At 59.5% G+C, this 22,112-nt stretch carries 15 protein-coding genes and 3 pseudogenes; 12 read left to right on the plus strand and 6 right to left on the minus strand.

Going from position 1 to position 22,112, the window contains the following annotated elements:
• The first annotated feature begins 56 nt into the window (after positions 1–56).
• Positions 57–470, plus strand: coding sequence for an alternative ribosome rescue aminoacyl-tRNA hydrolase ArfB (gene arfB, locus RHM58_RS17070; protein WP_007902485.1), 414 nt, complete (start codon positions 57–59; stop codon positions 468–470).
• Here arfB and RHM58_RS17075 read toward each other — a convergent pair.
• From RHM58_RS17075 to phhA, 6 genes and pseudogenes are all read right to left on the minus strand, one after another.
• Positions 467–1,666: an MFS transporter gene (locus tag RHM58_RS17075; protein ID WP_201255431.1), complete on the minus strand. Its 1,200-nt coding sequence runs from the start codon at positions 1,664–1,666 to the stop codon at positions 467–469. The genes arfB and RHM58_RS17075 overlap by 4 nt on opposite strands.
• 103 nt (positions 1,667–1,769) lie before the next feature.
• Positions 1,770–1,952 carry a hypothetical protein gene (locus RHM58_RS17080; RefSeq protein WP_201205171.1) on the minus strand — a complete coding sequence of 61 codons (183 nt, stop codon included), beginning with the start codon at positions 1,950–1,952 and terminating at the stop codon, positions 1,770–1,772.
• Positions 1,953–2,028: 76 nt separating this feature from the next.
• Complete coding sequence (locus tag RHM58_RS17085) at positions 2,029–2,160, minus strand: hypothetical protein (RefSeq protein WP_274610064.1); 132 nt, start codon at positions 2,158–2,160, stop codon at positions 2,029–2,031.
• Between the two features lie 269 nt (positions 2,161–2,429).
• A complete protein-coding gene (locus RHM58_RS17095; RefSeq protein WP_416195259.1) occupies positions 2,430–3,623 on the minus strand; it encodes an amino acid aminotransferase in 1,194 nt (397 codons plus the stop codon).
• Positions 3,623–3,979 (minus strand): 4a-hydroxytetrahydrobiopterin dehydratase, encoded by a 357-nt coding sequence (locus RHM58_RS17100; RefSeq protein WP_123509107.1) that lies wholly within the window; start codon positions 3,977–3,979, stop codon positions 3,623–3,625. Before RHM58_RS17100 ends, RHM58_RS17095 begins: the two co-directional genes overlap by 1 nt.
• A gap of 70 nt (positions 3,980–4,049) precedes the next feature.
• Positions 4,050–4,840: pseudogene (phhA, locus tag RHM58_RS17105) on the minus strand (phenylalanine 4-monooxygenase).
• Between the two features lie 402 nt (positions 4,841–5,242).
• Here phhA and RHM58_RS17110 point away from each other — a divergent pair.
• From RHM58_RS17110 to RHM58_RS17160, 11 genes and pseudogenes are all read left to right on the plus strand, one after another.
• Positions 5,243–6,805, plus strand: a complete 1,563-nt coding sequence (locus RHM58_RS17110; protein ID WP_322267736.1) for a sigma-54-dependent transcriptional regulator — start codon at positions 5,243–5,245, stop codon at positions 6,803–6,805.
• 363 nt (positions 6,806–7,168) lie between these two features.
• Positions 7,169–7,909, plus strand: a complete 741-nt coding sequence (locus RHM58_RS17115) for a flagellar basal body rod protein FlgF (RefSeq protein WP_201201706.1) — start codon at positions 7,169–7,171, stop codon at positions 7,907–7,909.
• Between the two features lie 46 nt (positions 7,910–7,955).
• Complete coding sequence (gene flgG, locus RHM58_RS17120) at positions 7,956–8,741, plus strand: flagellar basal-body rod protein FlgG (RefSeq protein ID WP_201201708.1); 786 nt, start codon at positions 7,956–7,958, stop codon at positions 8,739–8,741.
• 51 nt (positions 8,742–8,792) lie between these two features.
• Positions 8,793–9,488 (plus strand): flagellar basal body L-ring protein FlgH, encoded by a 696-nt coding sequence (gene flgH, locus RHM58_RS17125; protein WP_201201710.1) that lies wholly within the window; start codon positions 8,793–8,795, stop codon positions 9,486–9,488.
• A 27-nt stretch (positions 9,489–9,515) separates the two neighbouring features.
• Positions 9,516–10,604 carry a flagellar basal body P-ring protein FlgI gene (locus tag RHM58_RS17130; RefSeq protein WP_201205176.1) on the plus strand — a complete coding sequence of 363 codons (1,089 nt, stop codon included), beginning with the start codon at positions 9,516–9,518 and terminating at the stop codon, positions 10,602–10,604.
• Positions 10,605–10,615: 11 nt separating this feature from the next.
• Positions 10,616–11,911 (plus strand): flagellar assembly peptidoglycan hydrolase FlgJ, encoded by a 1,296-nt coding sequence (flgJ, locus tag RHM58_RS17135; RefSeq protein WP_416195260.1) that lies wholly within the window; start codon positions 10,616–10,618, stop codon positions 11,909–11,911.
• Between the two features lie 23 nt (positions 11,912–11,934).
• Positions 11,935–13,979: pseudogene (gene flgK, locus RHM58_RS17140) on the plus strand (flagellar hook-associated protein FlgK).
• Between the two features lie 13 nt (positions 13,980–13,992).
• Complete coding sequence (locus tag RHM58_RS17145) at positions 13,993–15,558, plus strand: flagellar hook-associated protein 3 (RefSeq protein WP_322267741.1); 1,566 nt, start codon at positions 13,993–13,995, stop codon at positions 15,556–15,558.
• Positions 15,559–15,674: 116 nt separating this feature from the next.
• Positions 15,675–19,270 (plus strand): annotated as a pseudogene (locus tag RHM58_RS17150) (glycosyltransferase).
• Between the two features lie 162 nt (positions 19,271–19,432).
• Positions 19,433–20,302: a hypothetical protein gene (locus RHM58_RS17155; RefSeq protein ID WP_322267742.1), complete on the plus strand. Its 870-nt coding sequence runs from the start codon at positions 19,433–19,435 to the stop codon at positions 20,300–20,302.
• An 89-nt stretch (positions 20,303–20,391) separates the two neighbouring features.
• The gene (locus tag RHM58_RS17160; protein WP_322267743.1) at positions 20,392–22,023 is read left to right on the plus strand and encodes a calcium-binding protein; all 1,632 of its coding nucleotides are present in this window, start codon (positions 20,392–20,394) and stop codon (positions 22,021–22,023) included.
• Positions 22,024–22,112: the final 89 nt, after the last annotated feature.

Below are 22,112 nucleotides of genomic sequence, written 5' to 3' on the forward strand. Positions count from 1 at the left end.
ACACCGCTCGCTCCTACAGGGTATTCTGGCGACTCTGAATAAGGACGCTTTTTTCCATGCTGGTGATTTCCAACAACGTGCATCTGCCGGATGCCGAGATCGAATTGACCGCCATTCGTGCGCAAGGCGCGGGTGGGCAGAACGTCAACAAGGTCTCCAGCGCGATGCACCTGCGCTTCGACATTCCGGCCTCGTCCTTGCCCGAGTTCTACAAGGAACGGTTGCTGGCGCTGCGTGACAGTCGCATCACCAGCGAAGGCGTGCTGATCATCAAGGCCCAGCAATACCGCACGCAGGAAGCCAACCGTGCTGATGCGCTGGAACGGCTGACCGAGCTGATTCTTAGCGCCACCAAAGTGGAAAAGAAGCGCCGCCCGACCAAGCCGACCCTCGGTTCGAAGAAGCGTCGGCTCGAATCCAAGACCAAGCGCGGCAGCATCAAGGCTGGGCGCGGCAAGGTCGACTTTTAGCGGGCGTTGCGTTCTTCGCGATACTTTGGCGCCTGGCGGTACAAGTAAACGCTCAAAGCCAAACCGCTCAGGGCAGCGAGGGCGGCAAACAGGAAGATCGAAGCAAAACCAAACCCCGCCGCAATCGCACCGGCCAATGGCCCGGTAATCCCCAGCGACAAATCGATGAACAGCGAATAAGCCCCGACCGCCGCGCCACGGCTTGAGGCCGGCACCAGGTTGACCGCTTCCACGCCCAGCGCCGGGAACACCAGCGAGAAGCCGAAGCCGCTCAGCGCCGCACCAGCCAGTGCCCAATGGGCATCCGGAGCCAGCCACAACAGCAGCAACCCCAAGGTTTCTACCGACAGGCAGGCAATCGCCACGCGAAACCCGCCGAGGCGGTTGATCAGGTTGCCGAATAGCAGCCGAGCGCCAATGAAACTGGCACCGAACAGGCTCAAACAGAGCACCGCGTTCGACCAATGCTGCGTGGCGTAATACAGGGTGATGAAGGTGGCAATGGTGCCAAAACCGATGGAGCCCAATGCCAGGCCGCAACCGTGCGGCAGCACCCGACCCAGCACGTGCATGAATGGCAGCCGTTCACCGACGACAATTGGTGCGGCGGTTTTCGGCCAGGCCAGCGCCAGGCCCAGCACGGCCAGCAGCACGATACTGACGCCCATGCTCCACAAGCCCAATTCATTGACTAGCAACACGCCCAGCGGCGCGCCGATGGCGATGGCACCGTAGCTGGCGATGCCGTTCCAAGAGATGACTTTGGCGGTGTTCGCCGCGCCGACCCGGCCGATACCCCAGCCGATCGAGCCCGAGCCCACCAGACTTTCCGCGCTACCGAGTACCAGTCGGCCGATCAACAAGCTGATCAGGCTGAGCATCGGCAGGCTTTGGGTCCAGGCCGAAATCAGCATGAACACACCACTCAAACCGCAGCCGGCGAGGCCGTACATCACCGCCAGTTTGCTGCCCTTGTTGTCGATGATTCGCCCGGCGTACGGGCGGCTGAGCAGGGTGGCCAGGTATTGCACGCTGATCACCAACCCGGCGATCACCGCGCCGAAGCCCAGGTCGCTGTGGACGTAGCCCGGTAGTACGGCCAGGGGAATGCCGATATTCAGGTAGCCGATGAAGGTGAACAGGACGATGGACACAACTTGCAGCGTGACCGCCAAGGGGCGCTGGTTTTCTGACATGGGTAAAGGTCCACGGGGCAGCAGGATAGATAGGCTGCTTATGATAACGGCGCAACGGGCTGGCGGTCGTGAAAAAGTAAAACTAATTGTTCGGCGGGATGAGTCAGGATTTGGTCGGGGCGACCAATTGCGTGGTGACCAGGGCGGCCAGCGCGTTTTCTTCGCTGCCGAAACGGGCGAGCAGGGCGGCTTGTTTTTCGGGGGAGAGGCGATTCCAGATCTCGATCATTTTCTCGGCAGTGCCGATCAGGACGCTGGCCTGGGTGTCGCTGAAGTCGTCGGTCATGGAGGGAGGCTCGGGTTTCAGGCGGTGTGGAAAGCGCATGTTAGCGCTTTCCACACGGTCTGGCATTGCAGGTGTTTCAGTCTTCGCTGTCAGCCTTGCGACTGTCAGTGGCTTCTTTCGGCACAGGCTGTTGGGCACTGGCTTGTTGCGGGGTTGTCTGCTCAGTTTCGTGCAGGCTTGGGAAGGGGAGATTAGGAATCTCGTGCATGTTTCGCGCTCCTCGCAAAGTCTGGTGATAGATCTGGTAGATCCGCGCTTTTTCAAAGCTTGGGCAGGATACAGCAGGAGAAATGACAAAAAGACTTTTATCTGGGATTTCTGCGACCAATGGCCGCAGGGAGCTTAAAGACGGACATAAAACAAATGTGGGAGCGGGCTTGCTCGCGAAAGCGGAGTGTCAGTCAATATTGATGTCGACTGATACTCCGCTTTCGCGAGCAAGCCCGCTCCCACAGGGGGATGTGCAGGTGCTTGAGGTTATTTGCAAACTTCTGCGATGGCCTCGGCCAACAGGTCCAGACGCGTCGCATCAATCCCCGCCACGTTCGCCCGGCCCGAGCTGACCATGTACACGCTGTGGTGATCACGCAGCTGTTTAACCTGTTCCGGCGTCAAACCGGTGTAGGAGAACATCCCGCGTTGCACGCCAACGTGCGCAAATCGCTCGCGCAAGCCGTGCGGCTCAAGGGCTTCCACCAGACCGCTGCGCAGCTGGGCGATGCGCAAGCGCATGGCTTCTACTTCGTCGGCCCAAAGGCTTTTCAGCTCCGGGTCGCCAAGGATGGTCGCGACCACGGCGGCGCCGTGATCTGGCGGCGTCGACCACAGGTTGCGGGCGATGTTCGCCAGTTGACTGCGGATATCCACCAGCTTCTCGGCAGTTTTCGCGCAGACAATCAGCGCGCCAGTGCGGTCGCGGTACAGGCCGAAGTTCTTCGAGCAGGAGCTGGTGATCAACACTTCCGGCAGCGCATCGGCGAACAACCGGGTTGACCAGGCGTCCTGTTCCAGGCCATCGCCAAAACCTTGATAGGCGAAGTCGATCAGCGGCAACAGCTCACGGCGGCGAACCACATCCAGCACCCGGCGCCAATCGTCATGGGACAAATCGAAACCGGTCGGGTTGTGGCAGCAGGCGTGCAGCAATACGACGTCGCCCTTGGGGGCTTCATTCAGTACCGCCAGCATCGCTTCGACATCGAGACGGTTGTCGCTGCCCACGTACGGGTAGTGACTGACCTTGACCCCGGCCGCGGCGAAAATCGTTTCGTGAATCGGCCAGGTCGGGTTGCTCAGCCAGACGCCACGGCCCGGCAACATTTGGGCAATAAAATCGGCGCTCAAACGCAGTGCGCCAGTGCCGCCCGGAGTTTGGGTGACGCCGGCCCGTTGCTCGGTGATCAGCACTGAATCGGCGCCGAGCACCAATTCGTTCATGACCTTGCCGAACGCCGGTTCGCCGTGACCACCGATGTAGGTCTTGGTGGTCTGGCGATCTACCAGGCGCGCCTCGGCGAGTTTCACCGACTGAGGAATCGGCGTCAGGCCCTGGGCGTCTTTGTAGACACCCACACCCAGATCGAACTTGCGCGGGTTAGGGTCCTGCGCATAGGCCTCCATCAGGCCGAGAATCGGATCGCCGGGGACTCGGCCGATGGCGTCGAAATGCATTATTTGCGGCCCTCGGCGTCTTTGGCTACGTCGTCAGTGCGCGCGGCCATGATGAAATCGTTGCGGTGCAGGCCTTTGATGGAGTGGCTCCACCAGGTCACGGTGACTTTACCCCACTCGGTCAGCAGGCCCGGGTGGTGACCTTCGGCCTCGGAGATTTCACCGACAGCGTTGGTGAACGCCAGGGCGTGCTTGAAATTCTTGAACAGGAAAACCTTTTCCAACTGCATCACGCTGTCGCGCACTTCGATGTTCCAGTCAGGAATCTGCTTGATCAGTACCGGCAGTTCTTCGTCGCTGACCTGAGGGGCGCCGGCTTGGCAGGCTTCGCAGTGGGCTTGGTTCAATGTGGACATGGTCTGTTTCCCGATTCGATTCTTGTTAGACGTTACTATTTTTCAGCGCGTACCGCGACTGCCGGTGCACTCAGGCCGCTTTTGGCTTTGGCGCAAATTTCGGTGCGTGCAAGCCCAACTGCATGCCTTGCTTGACCATGCCCATGATGTCTTCATGAGCGACGTCGAACAGGCGCTTGAGGTTGGGCAGCACAAAGTACAGCGGTTGCAGGATGTCGATGCGATACGGCGTGCGCATGCATTCCAGCGGATCGAAGGCCTGGTGTTCCGGCTCGTCCGACATGCAATAAACGGTTTCTTTAGGCGAGGACAGAATGCCGCCGCCGTAGATGCGCCGGCCCTGCGGGGTGTCGACCATGCCGAACTCGATGGTCATCCAGTACAGGCGTGCGAGGTAGACGCGTTCTTCCTTGGTGGCCTGTAGCCCAAGTTTGCCGTAGGTGTGGGTAAATTCGGCAAACCAGGGGTTGGTCAGCAGCGGACAGTGGCCAAAGATCTCGTGGAAAATGTCCGGCTCTTGCAGGTAATCCAGTTCTTCGCGGGTACGAATAAACGTTGCCACTGGAAACTGCTTGTTGGCGAGCAATTCAAAAAGGTCTGGAAGGGGATCAGTGCCGGGACACGGGCCACTTGCCAACCAGTGGTTTCACCGAGGACCTTGTTGATCTCGCCGAGTTGCGGAATGCGGTCGTGGGGCAGACCGAGTTTTTCGATACCGTCCAGGTATTCCTGGCACGCACGACCTTCGATCACTTTCAGTTGGCGAGTGATCAGCGTGTTCCACACCGCGTGTTCTTCGGCGGGGTAGTCGATAAAACCTTGCGCATCGGGCTCGCGAGCCACGTATTGCGTCTGCTTCATGCTGCTCTCCTGCTAGGGGAATTCGTTCTTGTTATGTCCAGCTATGGACCTAGAAATACCCCAAGGTGTGGGTTGATGCAGCAGGTGGTTCGGGTCGTGCGTAGGAAAAATCTGCGGTTTTCGTAAAGTTTTCGTTACGGAATCGGCGATATGGCGCAGGTATTGAGATTTCCCGGTTTGAAAAGCCTTCCAGCTGTCACATAATCTTGACGACTGACTTTGCGCCTCCGCAGAAAAATCCGTCCGAAGGCACTGCAATACCCATGTGGGAGCGGACTTGCTCGCGAAGGCGGTCTGTCTGACACATTGATGTTGGATGAACCGACGCTTTCGCGAGCAAGCCCGCTCCCATAGGTTGCGCGCCAGGCATCTACCCCACTCACCGCTTTTTGGGCCTTTTATATGCGTATCAAAGTCCACTGCCAAAACCGCATCGGCATCCTGCGCGACATTCTCAACCTGCTGGTGGAATACGGGATCAACGTCGCTCGCGGCGAGGTAGGCGGTGAGCATGGCAACGCGATTTACCTGCACTGCCCGAACCTGATCAACATTCAGTTCCAGGCGCTGCGTCCGAAATTCGAGGCGATTGGTGGGGTATTTGGCGTCAAGCGTGTAGGGCTGATGCCCAGCGAGCGTCGGCACATGGAGCTCAATGCCTTGCTCGGCGCCCTGGAGTTTCCGGTGCTGTCGATCGACATGGGTGGCTCCATCGTCGCGGCCAACCGTGCGGCGGCGCAGTTGCTCGGGGTGCGGGTGGACGAGGTGCCGGGGATTCCGTTGTCGCGGTATGCCGAGGATTTCGATTTGCCGGAGTTGGTGCGCGCCAATAAGTCGCGGATCAACGGCTTGCGGGTGAAGGTGAAGGGTGACGTGTTTCTTGCCGATATCGCGCCGCTGCAATCGGAGCATGACGACAGCGAGGCCATGGCCGGTGCCGTGTTGACGTTGCACCGTGCGGACCGGGTCGGTGAGCGGATCTATAACGTGCGCAAACAGGAATTGCGCGGCTTCGACAGTATCTTCCAGAGCTCGAAAGTCATGGCAGCGGTGGTGCGTGAGGCTCGACGCATGGCGCCGCTGGATGCGCCGTTATTGATAGAAGGTGAAACCGGCACTGGCAAAGAGCTGCTGGCGCGGGCTTGTCACTTGGCCAGTCCGCGAGGGCAGTCGCCACTGATGGCGCTCAACTGCGCCGGCCTGCCGGAATCCATGGCCGAGACCGAATTGTTTGGCTACGGCCCTGGCGCGTTCGCAGGCGCGCGGGCCGAAGGCAAGCTCGGGCTGCTGGAGTTGACGGCCGGCGGTACGCTGTTTCTCGATGGTGTCGGCGAAATGAGCCCGCGCTTGCAGGTGAAGCTGCTGCGCTTTCTGCAGGACGGCTGCTTCCGGCGTGTAGGCAGTGATGAAGAGGTCTATCTGGATGTGCGGGTGATCTGCGCGACGCAGGTGGACCTGTCCGAGTTATGTGCCCGAGGCGAGTTTCGCCAGGATCTGTATCACCGCTTGAATGTGTTGTCATTGCACATCCCGCCGCTGCGCGAATGCCTCGACGGGCTGACGCCGCTGGTGGAGCATTTCCTCGATCAGGCCAGTCGGCAGATCGGTTGCCCGCTGCCGAAACTGGCGCCAGCAGCGATGGAGCGGCTCAGTCATTACCATTGGCCGGGCAATGTCCGGCAGTTGGAAAACGTGTTGTTCCAGGCGGTTTCCCTGTGCGAGGGCGGGACAGTCAAGGCTGAACACATTCGCCTGCCGGATTACGGCGTGCGTCAGCCCCTTGGCGATTTCTCGCTGGAGGGCGGGCTGGATGCGATTGTCGGGCGCTTCGAGAAAGCGGTGCTGGAGCGCTTGTATTCCGAGCACCCGAGCAGTCGGCAGTTGGGTAAGCGGTTGGGGGTTTCGCATACCACCATTGCCAACAAACTGCGCGAATACGATGTCGGCAAGGAGCCTGGTTCCTGAGTCACAGCACGGGTGTTGTGGCGAGGGAGCTTGCTCCCGCTCGGGCGCGAAGCGGCCGCAAAACCATCCTGCGCGATCTGTCTGTCAGATATCGGCAGTCCTTTTTGGGGCTGCTTCGCTGCCCAGCGGGAGCAAGCTCCCTCGCCACAGGGTACAGCGTCGTCCATGAAGGCTGACACTTGCCACTTACCGGCATAACACCGCCGGTTTTTCGACTTCGACACAATTCCCTCATCCCCTCTAAATCCTTCAAGTCCTTTGTTTGCCGGGCCTCGGGCCGCCAGAAAAAGTTGGTCTGCAAATTGCTTGAGGCTCAGCAGTACAGCGGTGGGCGGCAAACGTCCGGCATGCAGAGGAAAGAGTGTGGACAAGTACCTTTATGTGGCAATGACCGGCGCCAGCCAGAATGCACTGGCGCAGAAGGCTCATGCGAACAACCTGGCGAACATCTCCACCAACGGTTTTCAGAAGGACCTGGAGCAGGCCCGTTCGATGCCGGTGTTTGGTGACAGCTTTCCGGCGCGTGCCTATGCCATGACCGAGCGTCCGGCCACCGACTTCTCGCCAGGATCGATGGTGGAAACCGGCCGTGATCTCGATGTGGCGGTGACCGGCGACGGCTGGATTGCCGTGCAAAGCCCCGACGGCAGCGAAAGTTACGTGCGCACCGGCAGCCTGAACGTTGACGCCTTGGGCGTGTTGCGCGCCGGCAATGGTATGCCGGTGATGGGCAATGGCGGGCCGATTGCCGTGCCGCCCGAGCAGAAAATCGAAGTAGGTGAGGACGGCACCATCAGCATTCGTTCGATGGGTGAAGGCCCGCGGGTGATTGCTCAAATCGACCGTATCAAACTGGTCAACCCTGACCTGAAGAACATGACCAAAGGCCTGGATGGTTCGATCCACACCATGGACGGCAAGCCGGCGCAAGCCGATGCGGGCGTCAAACTGGTGTCTGGGTTCCTTCAGTCGAGCAACGTTAATGCCGTGGAAGAAATGACCTCGGTGCTGGCGTTGTCGAAGCAATTCGAGCTGCACATCAAGATGATGAACACCGCCAAAGACGACGACCAGGCCATGGCTCAGGTCTTGCAGATCAGCTAATTATCAGAACGTCGCGCCGTAAAACAGGCGCACGAGGAGAATCGAAATGCTTCCGGCTCTATGGGTTGCCAAAACAGGTCTGTCCGCCCAGGACACCAACCTGACCACCATCTCCAACAACCTGGCGAACGTATCGACCACGGGTTTCAAACGTGACCGCGCCGAGTTCCAGGACTTGCTGTACCAGATCAAACGCCAGCCTGGCGCCCAGTCGACCCAGGACAGCGCGCTGCCGTCCGGTCTGCAATTGGGTACGGGTGTGCGCATCGTCGGCACCCAGAAAAACTTCACCGCCGGCAGCCTGCAAACCACCGAGCAGCCGTTGGACCTGGCCGTCGACGGCCGCGGTTTCTTCCAGATTCTGCAGCCGGACGGCACCACGTCTTACACCCGTGACGGCACCTTCCACCTCGACTCCAACGGCCAGATCGTGAACGCCAGCGGTTTCGCTCTGGAACCTGCGATCGTCATCCCGAACAACGCCCAGAGCTTCACGGTCGGTACGGACGGCACGGTGTCCATCACCGTTCCCGGCAACGCTGCCTCTCAAGTGATCGGCAACCTGCAAACCGCCGACTTCATCAACCCGGCCGGTCTGCAAGCAGTCGGTAACAACCTGTTCCTGGAAACCGCCGCCAGCGGCGCGCCGCAAGTCGGCACCCCGGGCCTGAACGGTTTTGGCACCACGCTGCAGAACACCCTGGAAGGGTCCAACGTCAGCACCGTTGAAGAGATGGTCAACATGATCACCACTCAGCGCGCTTACGAGATGAACTCCAAGGTGATCTCCACCGCCGACCAGATGCTCTCGTTCGTAACGCAGAATCTGTAATCAAGTCTATGAGGCGGCATGAAGCCGCCTGCAACACCGTGAGGTAGGGTCATGAATCGCTTTGTATCTGTTCTGGCACTGAGTGGGGTGGTCTCGCTCGCGGGCTGCGTCGCACCGACGCCCAAGCCCAATGACCCTTATTACGCCCCGGTGTTGCCGCGAACGCCGCTGCCGGCTGCCGCCAACAATGGCTCGATCTACCAGGCCGGTTTCGAACAAAACCTGTACGGCGACCGCAAGGCGTTCCGGGTCGGTGACATCATTACCATCACCCTGAACGAGAAGACTCAGGCCAGCAAGGGTGCCAACTCGCAGATCGACAAGACCAGCAAGACCAGCATCGGTCTGACGTCGCTGTTCGGTGGCGGCCTGACCACCAATAACCCGGTGGGCAGTGGTGACCTGAGCCTCAACGCCGGTTACAGCGGCGACCGTGCCACCAACGGGGCCAGCAAGTCCGGGCAGAGCAACAGCCTGACCGGTTCGATCACCGTGACCGTCGCCGATGTATTGCCCAACGGCATCATTGCCGTGCGTGGCGAGAAGTGGATGACCCTCAACTCGGGTGATGAGCTGGTGCGGATTGCCGGCCTGGTTCGCGCCGATGACATCGCCACTGACAATACCGTGTCGTCGACCCGCGTCGCCGATGCACGTATCACCTATTCGGGCACCGGTGCGTTTGCCGATGCGAGTCAGCCTGGCTGGTTCGACCGTTTCTTCCTCAGCCCGCTGTTCCCTTTCTAGGTGGCTACGTTGAATCTTAAACACCTGATGGTGGCCGCCCTGTTGCTGTCCGCAGCCTTCAACGCTCAAGCCGAGCGGCTGAAAGACATCGCCAGCATTTCCGGCGTGCGGACCAACCAATTGATCGGTTACGGCCTGGTGGTCGGGCTTAACGGCACCGGTGACCAGACGACGCAGACCCCGTTCACCCTGCAGACCTTCAACAACATGCTCTCGCAGTTCGGCATCAAGGTGCCGGCGGGTTCGGGCAACGTGCAGTTGAAGAACGTCGCGGCGGTGTCGATCAGTGCCGATTTGCCGGCGTTCGCCAAGCCGGGTCAGTTGGTGGATATCACGGTTTCGTCCATCGGTAACTCCAAGAGCCTGCGCGGCGGCACCTTGCTGCTGACGCCACTCAAAGGTATCGACGGCAACGTCTACGCCATCGCCCAGGGCAACCTGGTGGTCGGTGGTTTCGATGCTGAAGGTCGTGACGGTTCCAAGATCACCGTTAACGTTCCGTCGGCCGGTCGTATCCCGGGTGGTGCGTCGGTTGAACGTTCGGTGCCGAGCGGCTTCAACCAGGGCAACAGCCTGACCCTGAACCTCAACCGTTCGGACTTCACCACCGCCAAGCGCGTGGTCGACAAGATCAACGACATGCTCGGCCCTGGCGTTGCCCAGGCTATCGACGGCGGTTCGATTCGCGTCTCGGCACCTTTGGACCCGAGCCAGCGTGTCGACTACTTGTCGATCCTTGAAAACCTTGAAGTCGATCCGGGTCAAGCGGTGGCGAAAGTCATCATCAACTCCCGTACCGGCACCATCGTGATCGGCCAAAACGTCAAGGTTTCCCCGGCCGCCGTAACCCACGGCAGCCTGACCGTGACCATCACCGAAGACCCGATCGTCAGCCAGCCCGGCCCTTTGTCCAACGGGCAGACGGCGGTCGTGCCGCGCTCGCGGATCAACGCCCAGCAAGAGGCCAAGCCGATGTTTAAATTCGGCCCGGGCACCACCCTCGACGAAATCGTGCGTGCGGTGAACCAGGTCGGCGCGGCGCCGGGAGACTTGATGGCCATCCTCGAAGCACTGAAACAGGCCGGCGCGTTGCAAGCCGACCTGATCGTGATCTGAGGACGGCGACCATGGTGGATATGCGCAATGGCAATACCGTCGGCACCAGTGATTCGGGTTCTTACTCGGACCTCAATCGTCTGAACCAGCTCAAGGTCGGTGACAAGAACAGCGACGCCAACATGCGCAAGGTGGCGCAGGAGTTCGAGTCGCTGTTCCTCGGTGAAATGCTCAAGTCCATGCGCTCGGCCACCGAAACGCTAGGCAAGGACAATCCGCTCAACACGCCAGCCGCCAAGCAGTACCAGGAAATGTACGACCAGCAGTTGGCCGTTTCCATGTCTCGCCAGGGCGGTGGTATCGGTCTGGCCGACGTGTTGATGCGCCAGATGTCGAAGAACAAACCGCTGGCACCGGGTGAGGCTGCGGCTGCATCTGCGGCCAAGCAGGAAGCGGCGAAAGCGGCCGTGCCAACCCCGATAGCCGCTGGCACGACGGCCACCAATGGTCCGTTGTCGCGCCTCAATGGCCAGCGTCCGTTGTGGGCGTCGCGTTCGGGCAGGGTGCCGGCGCACGCCGCCGATCACACGAATGACGTGGCAATGCTCAATCAGCGCCGCCTGGCTCTGCCGCCGAAACTGGCGGACCGCTTGCTCGCCGGGCTGGTGCCGTCGGTCACGAATACCGCAGCCACTGCCGCGACCGCGCAGAACAAAATCCAGGTGCCGCAGAACGGCAAGACCGGTGCCGGCCCGCTGTACAACGGCGATTGGCTTGCCTCGCAGACGGACACGTCGTCAAACGGGCAGATGCAGATTTACGGTCGCGCCATGGCGCAGATTCCTCTGGCGCCGGCGAAGAAAGCTTTCAGTTCCGCCGACGAATTCGTCAACACCATGCTGCCGATGGCCAAAGAAGCCGCCGCTCGCATCGGTGTCGATCCGCGTTACCTGGTGGCCCAGGCCGCCCTGGAAACCGGTTGGGGCAAATCGGTCATGCGCGCCCAGGATGGCAGCAGCAGTCACAACTTGTTTGGCATCAAGACCGGCAGCAGTTGGACCGGCGATTCGGCGCGGGCAATCACCAGCGAGTTCAAGGATGGCGCAATGGTCAAGGAGACGGCTGAGTTCCGTTCCTATGCCTCTTACAAGGACAGCTTCCACGACCTTGTAACTTTGCTGCAAACCAATAATCGCTATCAAGATGTGGTGAAGTCGGCCGATAACCCAGAACAGTTTGTACGCGAGTTGCAAAAGGCCGGTTATGCAACCGACCCGAACTACGCGAACAAGATTTCGCAAATAGCCAAGCAGATGACGAGTTACCAAAACTACGCTGCGGCGGGCGTTTCCACCACGCCTCTATAGGCACAAGGCATAAGGTCTGAACCATGAGTTTGCTCAATATCGGGATGTCGGGGCTAGCGGCTAGCTCATCCTCTTTGGCTGTGACGGGCAACAACATTGCCAACGTCGACACCGCCGGTTATTCACGTCAGCAAACGGTGCAGACCACCAACTCCTCACAGCAGGTCGGTAACGTGTTTATCGGCACCGGGACGACCCTGGCCGATGTGCGCCGGGTGTACAACTCCTACCTCGATGCACAGTTGCGCACCGCCACTTCGCTTGACAGTGAAGCTTCGTCGTACCTGGCTCAGGCTACGCCGCTTGACGCTACGCTGTCCGACACCAACACCGGTTTGACCGGCGTGTTGCAGAAATTTTTCACCTCGATGCAGGGCGTTTCGACCTCGGCAACTGACGACACTTCGCGTCAAGGAGTGCTGACCGGTGCCCAGGCGCTGACCAGCCGCTTCAACACCATCGCCCAGCAGTTGAACGATCAGAACACCACGCTCAACGGCAGCCTTGGCGACATGGCGTCCCAGGTGAATAAACTGGCCACCACGATTGCCAACCTCAACCAGAAAATTGGTGAGGTCTCCACCAGCGGTGGCCAACCAAACGACATGCTCGACTCCCGTAACGAAGCGGTGCGTCAGTTGTCCCAACTGGTCGGCGCTCAAGTGGTCGAGCGCGGCTCCAGCTATGACATCTACGTCGGCAGCGGCCAGCCGTTGGTGATCGGCAACACCACCAACACCCTGGGCACTGTGCCGAGCAAAGACGATCCGTCGCGCATGGCGCTGCAGTTGGATCGTGGCTCCAGCACTATCGACATTACCTCGGTGGTCAGCGGCGGCTCGATCGGTGGTTTGCTGAACTATCGCAAAGATGTGCTCGACCCTTCGCTCAATGAGCTGGGGCGTGTGGCGCTGGTCATGGCTGACCAAGTGAACAGCCAACAGGCCCAGGGCATCGACAAGAACGGTGATTTCGGCGCGGCGATTTTCAACAACATCAACAGTGCCGCCCTGATCAGTCAGCGCAGCATTGCCAACGCGGGCAACAGCACCGGTTCCGGCAACCTGAACGTCACCATCAAGGACACAGGCCAGCTGACCACCAGTGATTATCAGGTGACGTTCACCAGCCCGACCGACTACAGCGTCAAGCGCTCCGACGGCACCGACATGGGGTCGTTCAGCACCACCACGACGCCACCGCCGGTGATCGATGGTTTCACCATGGCGCTGGATGGCAGCGGCCCGATGAGCGCTGGCGACAGCTTCAAGGTGACGCCGACCCGTGGCGCGGCGGCGAGCATTCAGACCGTGCTCACCGACCCGAAAAAATCGCGGCGGCAGCGCCGTTGACCGGCGTGACCAGTGCCAACAACACCGGCACCTACACCCAGCCAACGCTGACCAGCACCATCGACATCTACAACCCGGCTTCCCAGGCGCAAATGCAGACCGGGCTCAAGTACTCGACGCCGGTCAAGATCATTTTCGGTGACGCAGCCGGTGGCAGCCAGCCCTATACCCTGGTTGATGCCAAGGGTGGTCTGCTGAGTTCGGGCAATATCGTGCCGGGTCAGAGCAATACCCTGAACCTGACAGTGCCGATGGTCGATGCCAGTGGTAACCCGATCACCGACGGCGGCACCCCGCCAGTCCAGCAATCGTTCACGATGCAGACCACGGTCGGTGGCTCTCCGGCCAAGAACGAAAGCTTCAGCATTTCGCTGACGGGTGCCGCGTCTTCGGATAACCGTAACGCACAAGCGCTGACGGCGCTGCAAACCAAGCAGACAGTGGATACCGGCACGGCGAGCAAGGGCATCAGCCTGGTCGACGCTTACGGCACACTGGTGACCAATGTCGGCGCGAAGGCTGCGCAGGGCAAATCGGACAGCGACGCCACCACGGCGATCCTGACCCAGGCCACAGGCGCCCGTGATTCGAACTCCGGGGTCAACCTGGATGAAGAAACCGGCAACCTGGTCAAATACCAGCAGTACTACACCGCGTCTTCGCAGATCATCAAGGCTGCGCAGGAAACTTTCACTACGCTGATCAATGCCCTTTAAGGAGTCGTAATTCATGCGCATTTCTACAAGCCAGTATTACGATACAACCGCTGCCAACTATCAGCGTAACTTCAACCAGGCGATCGCAACCAGCGCTGAAGCCAGCAGCATGACGCGCATCAACACCGCCGCCGATGATCCGATCGGTGCCGGGCGTCTGCTCAAGCTCGGCCAGCAGAGTGCGGCGCTTGATCAGTACAGCACCAACATCGACAGCACCAAGAGCTCGTTGAGCCTGCAGGAAACCACGCTGGATTCCATCAACACGGCTTTGCAGCGCGCCAAGGAAATCGCCTTGAGCGCCTCGAGTGGCAATGCCACCGACGCAGACCGTAAAGCTTATGGGGCGGAATTGACTCAGCTCCAGCAGCAGGTCGTTGGACTTATGAATTCCAAGGATTCGAACGGGAGCTATTTGTTTTCCGGTTCGAAAACCGACACTGCGCCCTACTCGCAGAACTCCGATGGTACCTTCACCTACAACGGTGATCAGACCAGCATCAACCTGGCCGTTGGCGATGGTCAGTCGATGGCTACCAACACCACGGGTTGGGATGCCTTTCAGCAGAGCATCAATACCAGCCGCACCCAGGTCAGCATGACGGCTCCGGCAGTGGATGACGGTCGGGTCACCCTGTCAAATGGCGAAGTCTCAAGCAGTACGACTTACAACGCCAAATTTGCCGCAGGCCAACCGTATACCGTGAGTTTCGTTAGCAGCACTCAGCTGAAAATTACCGATTCTTTGGGTAACGACGTGACAGCTGAAGCGAGTCAGGGCGGGGTTGTCAGCAACAGCAACGGTGCAAACCAGTCGGTCAGCTTCCGTGGCATCGACATGAATCTGAACATCAACCTCCAGTCTGGTGATGTCCCGGATACGGTGATTGCCGGTCATAGCTTCCAGTTGACGGCCAAACCGGACACCTTCAACACCGCGCGCAGTCCAGGCAACCCTTCGACAGCGGTGATCACCGGATCGACCGTCACCGATCCGGTGGCCTATAACAATGCATTTCCGGCCGGCGGGGCCGTTCTCAAGTTCACCAGCGCCACCAACTTTGATCTATACGCCGCCCCGATCACTTCGGACAGCAGGCCGGTGTCTTCAGGCACCATGGCTGGCGGCAACGCGACCGCCGCTGGCGTTACATTTGCGGTGGGCGGGACACCGGCAGCCGGCGACCAGTTCACGGCGCAGTCCAACAACCACCAGACCCAGAATGTCCTCGACACGCTGGGCCAGATGGTTAGTGCCATGAACGTGCCGATCGATGCCGATCCGGTGGCCAAACAGAAGTTTCAGGCTGCGATGGATTCCGGGGTCAACAACCTGACCAGTGCCACCGATCAATTGGGCACGGCAATAACCTCAATCGGTGCGCGGGGCAGTTCGCTTGATGATCAGTCCTCCACCAACCAGAGCCTGAGCCTGGCGAACACCACGACCCAGTCGTCGATTCGCGACTCCGATCCTGCCGAGGTAATGACCCGCCTGACGTTGCAGCAAACCATGTTGCAAGCTGCACAACTGGCGTTCAGCAAGATCACGTCGCTGGGCCTGTTCAACAAGATCTGACAGTAGCCGGGCGCCCAGGCGCCCGGTGACTGCTGACCCTCCAATACCTACTGTCTTTTTCCGCGGTTCAAAGGGCTCGCTTTCCTGGGCGAGCTCTCGCCGCCTGCGAGTCCGCCGTGAATTCACTTCCTCTTGTCAGCCTTGTCATTCCCGCCTTCAACCCACGCTTTTTCGACCGGGCGTTGCGCAGTGCCGTGACTCAGGGTTATGGCAATCTCGAGATCATTGTGTGCGACGACAGTCGTGGCACTGAAATCGAAGAAATGGTGGGTTCGCTGGACGGGCAGACCGATGTTGTCGTGCGTTACGTGCGCAACCCGCGGACCCTTGGGCTGGTCGGTAACCTGCAAGCCTGTCTGGAGGAAGCGCAAGGCGAGTTCATCAAGTTTCTTTGTGATGATGACCAATTGTTCGCCACGTGCGTTGAGCGCCAGGCGCAAGTACTCATCGATCGTAAAGACGTCAACCTGGTATTGGCCCAGCGGTTGTTCTGGGATGCCGACGATCTGCCGCTGCCTTCGCGGCTCGAGAACACACCGCTTTCCCCGGTGTGCGGGCTGTTCAAGGGGAGGACCTGCTGGCGATTTTCGAGAATTTTCCGGTCAATATCCTTGGCGGTTTCAGCAATGCGATGTTCCGTCGTGCCGATGTGTTGGAGTTGTTTCCAGCCTTGACCCAACCCGGTCACTGTTTTGTCGCGACCCTCGATTTCGCCTTGTATGTGTGCCTGCTGCGCCGTGGCAACCTGGTGGTGTCCAACCATGTGCTCAGTGTCGAACGTTTGTATCCGGAGCGTTTGAGCGCCCAGCAATCGATGAAGGATGCGGTCGAGGCCGAACGGCAATGGCTGTTGCAGATGCTCAAGGCCCGCAGCGGCGAATCTGCGCCAGCGCCGGGCTGGGTTCGCTACTTGCCGGTGACCCGTGCCGATGAGCTGCCGCGCGTCTGGGAAGAGTTGCCCTTGAGCCGCACCCTGGGCACCAAACAGACCACTCAGCATTGGCACGTCGGTATCGCCAGTGTCAGCTTTGCCGAGCTTTACGCACAGTGGCTCGCGTGCCGCAGCCTCACTGAGGGGCAGCGCGAACTGTTGCCGGACACACTGGAGAGCTGGCCGCGCAGGCCGAAAATCGTTCCCATTGTTATTGATGAACAGGGCAGCCGGTCAGCGCTGGAACTCACGCTGCAAACCCTCGCCGAACAAGATTACGCGCCTGAACTGACGTTGGTGTTGTCCGCATCGTGTCTGGAGGCCGAGCTGGATGAGCGGGTTTTCCGTTTGCCGCTGCAAGATGACTGGCAGCAGCAGGTCAATGACCTGTTGCCACAACTGGACGGGGCTGACTGGTTCTACTTGCTGCAAGCCGGCGATCGACTGGTAGCGCCGGCCTTGCTGGTGATGGCGGAGCGGATTGCCCTCTCGCGCACGCTCAAGTGCCTTTACAGCGACGAAGGTGGCTTGCGCCAGGGCGAGTCAGCCGAGCCCGCGTTCAAGCCAGACTTCAACCTGGACCTGATGCGCAGCTATCCCTACGTGGGACGGGCCTTGGCGTTTGAGCGCGAAGGTTTTCTGGCGCTGGGCGGTTTCGATTCGGTCTATGGAGAGTTGGGCCCTCACGATGTGCTCTGGCGCCTGGTCGAGAGTGATGGCCCCCAAGTGATCGGGCACATCGCCGAGATTTTGCTGGAGTCTACGTTTGACCTGGCCAAGTGGCTGTCCCAGCCAGAGGTGGTGGAGAACAATCCGCTGGTGGTACAGGCGCACTTGCAACGTATGGGCGTTGCCCATGACATCCGCAACGCCGGTTCGACACTGCTCAACCGTGTTGACTATTACCATGAGGATCGTCCATTAGTGTCGATCGTCATCGTCAGCAAGGACCAGACTAACGCCTTGCAGCGCTGCGTCGAAAGCCTGCTGGAAAAAACCGCTTACGGTGAGTATGAGCTGCTGCTTGTCGACAACGGCAGCGAAAGCGCCGAGGCCCGTGCCTGGCTGGCCGGTATGGCAGCGTTGGGCAGCGAGCGGATTCGCGTGTTGACGTATCCGCAACAAGGCAATAGCGCTGCCGTGCGCAACTTCGCGGTGAAGCAGGCCAGCGGCGACTACGTGCTGATGCTCAATCCTTACACCGTCATCACCCAGAGTGACTGGCTGGATGAGTTGCTCAATCACGCGCAACGACCGGAAGTCGGCGTGGTCGGCGCGAAGCTGTTCAACCCGGATGGTCGGGTGCTGCATGCGGGACTTATTCTTGGTTTGCAAGGGCCGGCAGGCGTGCCGTTTTATGGCGAGTCCCTGAATGCTGCGGGCTATATGTACCGGTTGCAGGTGGCTCACGACTTGAGTGCTGTCGGCGCTGATTGCCTGATGGTGCGCAAAGCGGTGTTTGAGGCGGTCGGCGGTCTTGATGAGCAGAACCTGGCCCAGACGCTGAACGAGGTGGACCTGTGCCTGCGCGTTGGCCAGGACGGCTACCTGGTGGTCTGGACGCCTTATGCCAAATTGGCCCTGGGCGCCCAACCGACGGCCGTGATGCAAGCGGCTGAACAGGCCTTGCGCGCGCAGGAACAGGAAGTGTTCTACAAGCGCTGGCTGCCCATCGTTGCCCGTGACCCGGCCTACAACGTCAACTTGTCGCTGCACGGGTTGGGTGGTTCGAGCTTCAGTCTTGAGCCAGGTCTGCGTGCTGGCTGGAGCCCGTTCTCAAAGGCTCAACTGCCGAAAATCCTCGCACTGCCGGTCAATGCCTCGGCCATCGGTCACTACCGTGTGACGCAGCCGTTGATCGAACTGGAGGCCGCGGGCAGGGCCCACGGACGTATTCACTACAACCTGCCGTCGATCATTGAGGTCGAGCGGCAGTCGCCCGACGTTATCGTCCTGCAAGGGCGTTACTCCGAAGGGCCGATCAATGAGATCCCTGGCCTGAAAACCTATTCCAATGCCCGGCGGATTTACGAGCTGGATGACTACGTCATCAACGTCCCCCATCGCAACGCGCATATCCGCAACATGCCGGGCAAGGATGAGATGGAGAAACTGGTGCGGCGTGCGATCGGTATGTGCGATCGCGTGGTGGTCTCCACCGAGGCACTGGGTAACGCCTTGTCAGATATGCACAACGACATTCGCGTGGTGCCGAACATGCTGGCCAAACACCTGTGGAGCGATATGCGCAGCCAGCGCCGCACCTCGAAAAAGCCACGCGTCGGCTGGGGCGGCGGCACCAGTCACCACGGTGACCTGGCGGTGATTGCCGATGTGGTCCGTGAACTAGCCAATGAAGTCGACTGGGTGTTCTTCGGCATGTGCCCGGATGACTTGCGCCCGTACATGCATGAATTCCACGGTGTGATCGGGCTGGACGTCTACCCGGCAAAACTGGCCAGTCTGAACCTGGACCTGGCATTGGCGCCGCTGGAGTTCCACATCTTCAACGACTGCAAAAGTAACCTGCGCCTCCTCGAATACGGGGCTTGCGGCTATCCGGTGATCTGCACCGACACCGAGGCTTATCAGGGTTATTTGCCTGCCACCCGGATCAAGACGAACACCACCGATGAATGGCTGCAAGCCATCCGTATGCACCTTGCCGACCCGGATGCCAGCTACCGCCTGGGCGATGAATTGCGTCAGGTGGTTCTGCGCGATTACGTGTTGCGTGGCGATAACCTGCGTTACTGGGAAAACGGCTGGCTCGCCGACTGATCTTTTTACGCACCCACAAAAACAGGCGTCCTTGAGTCGCCTTTTTTTGCCTTTTGTTTCATGTGTTCTCGATAGTTTTTCGATGCTGCTAAAGCTTCTGGTTTTGTCGGTCGATAGTTGCCCAAGGATTTTGTTTTTTCACAACAAGGCAAGGAAGAAGACATGGCAGTTATTAACGGAACAAACGGCATGGATACGCTGACGGGTACTCGTGAGGATGACGAAATCAATGGCTTGCGCGGCAATGATGTTTTGATGAGCAGCGCCGGCGCGGACAAGTTCGACGGCGGCGCGGGCTTCGATACGGTGGATTACTCCCTTTCCTCGGCCGCGATAAGCGTTGACCTTCGTAGTGGCGTGAGCAAACCAGGGATTGGTGGCGATGCCGAAGGCGATACGCTGAAAAGCATCGAGAAAGTCATCGGCAGCGAATTCGATGACACCTTTACCACTTCGCTGGCTGGCCGGACCTTTGAAGGCGGATGGGGCAACGACACGTACATCATCAATGCCGTGGGTAGCAAAATCATTGAACAGGACGGTTGGGCGGGCGGCTATGACGACCAGGTTCTTACCAGCCTGAGCCACTACAAGCTGGACGAAAACATCGAACGCCTGAGCTATACCGGGACCGGCAAGTTCACCGGTTACGGCAATGCCAGCGGGAATGTGATCACTGGCGGTGCCGGTAATGATGTGCTGCTGGGCGGCGGCGGTGCCGACCATCTGATCGGCGGCGCAGGTTGGGACACGGCGAGCTACACCGACAGCACTGAGGGCCTGACTTTCGATCTCAAGTACGGTTCCAACACTTCCGGCATCGCGGTCGGCGATACCTATACCGATATCGAAGCGATCCGTGGCTCGAACCACGACGACGTGTTTATGAACGTAGGGGGCTTCAAGTCCCTGGACGGTGCCGATGGTTTTGACACGGTGGATTACTCGATGTCGGAACAGGGCATCACCCTCGATATCCGCAACGGCATGGGCAAGCCTGGCATTGGCGGCGATGCCGAGGCGTTACGCTGAAAAACATCGAGCACGTCGTTGGCACCATCTGGGATGACGTCTACGTTATCAACACTCGCGGTATCACGATCTCCGAGCTCAACATCCCTGTGGGCAACGACGAGATCCGCACCAGCCTGGCTTCCTACACCCTGGACGCCAACATCGAAGCGCTGACTTACACCGGGAAAGCCTCGTTCACCGGTTACGGCAATGCTGGCAATAACACCATCACCGGTGGCGCCGGCAACGATGTGTTGATCGGTGGCGAGGGTGCGGACCATTTGATCGGTGGTGCCGGCCTGGACACTGCGAGCTATGCCGACAGCACTGAAGGTGTAACCGTTGACCTGATGACCGGCCAGCGGAGCACGGGCGTAGCGCTGGGCGATAGCTACTCCGGTATCGAGCTTATCCGTGGCTCGAACTACGATGACCATTTCTGGGCCAATGACCTGCCGATCGGTTTCGACGGCGGGGACGGCTTCGATACCGTGGACTATTCCTGGTCCAATGGTGCGGTGAACATCGACATCCGCGAAGGTGTCGGTAAGCCGGGCAGTGGTGCTGATGCTGAAGGCGACACGTTGACCAATGTGGAAAAAGTCATCGGTACGTATGGCGCCGACACCTTCAGCAGCAGCGTCGGTGGCGTGACTTTCGAAGGCGGCCAGGGCGATGACGTTTTTAACGTCAGTGCCGAGGGTGTGACCATCATCGAGTTGGACAACGGTGGCAACGATGAGGTGCGTACCAGTCTGTCGGTGGTCACCCTGGACCCGTTCGTCGAGAAGCTGACGTACACCGGCACCGGTGATTTCATCGGTTATGGCAATGACACGTACAACACCATTACCGGCGGTGCCGGCAACGACTTGCTGTTCGGCGGCGATGGCGCGGATGTCTTCATTGGTGGTGATGGCATCGATGTTGTGAGTTATGGCGACAGCAGCGTCGGCGTCACCATCAATCCGTTTGCGTGGGACAGTTCCGGGATCGCCATGGGGGACCAATATCAGGGCATTGAAATCGTGCGGGGCAGTCATTTCAACGACACGCTCACAGGCAATATCGGCGACGACTACTTTGAGGGTGGTCTGGGGGATGACGTGCTTTACGGTAGTTGGGGCGCCGATCACCTCTACGGCGGGTTGGGACCATCGAACGGGCGCACCACTGAGGTCGATACCGGCAGTGTTCCTCAAGCTGACCTGTTGTATGGCGGCGAGGGGGACGACGTTATTGTCACCGCCGTCGATGATCGGGGCAGCTTCGCCTATGGCGAAGGTGGCAATGACACCATCACGGTGGCCAGCGGTACGGCCGATGGCGGTGGAGGCGAAGATGTCTTGACGGGCACGGGCAGTAATTACGTGTTACTGGGCGGTGAGAGCAATGATCAGTTGTTCTTGAACGCCGGTGGTTTCGCCAACGGCGGAGAGGGCGACGACACCTATACCGTCAACACCAGCAATCTGGTAACGATCCGTGATGACGGCCAGGGTATTTTCACCAATGACACACTGATACTGAACAACGTCGCTTCCGCCGCCGACTTGAATCTCATGCGGGTTGGCGATGATCTTTATCTCTACAGTCGCTTTGATAAGCAGGCCGTGGTGCCCGACCACGGGGTGAAACTGCAGGATTGGTACGCAGGCGCCAACACCATCGAAAGTTTCAAGGCTGCCAATGGAGACATCCTGCCGGTTAGCGCGGATGCGTTCAGTATGTTTGGCTAACATCCTCGGCCATTCACCTTCAATGCTTCGTGCTGTTGTAGGTATTTGAGCCGTTACAAGGGGGAATCCGGTCGTGACTGATCCGGGTT

It is taken from the genome of Pseudomonas sp. 10S4, assembly GCF_034344865.1.
GTDB lineage: Bacteria > Pseudomonadota > Gammaproteobacteria > Pseudomonadales > Pseudomonadaceae > Aquipseudomonas.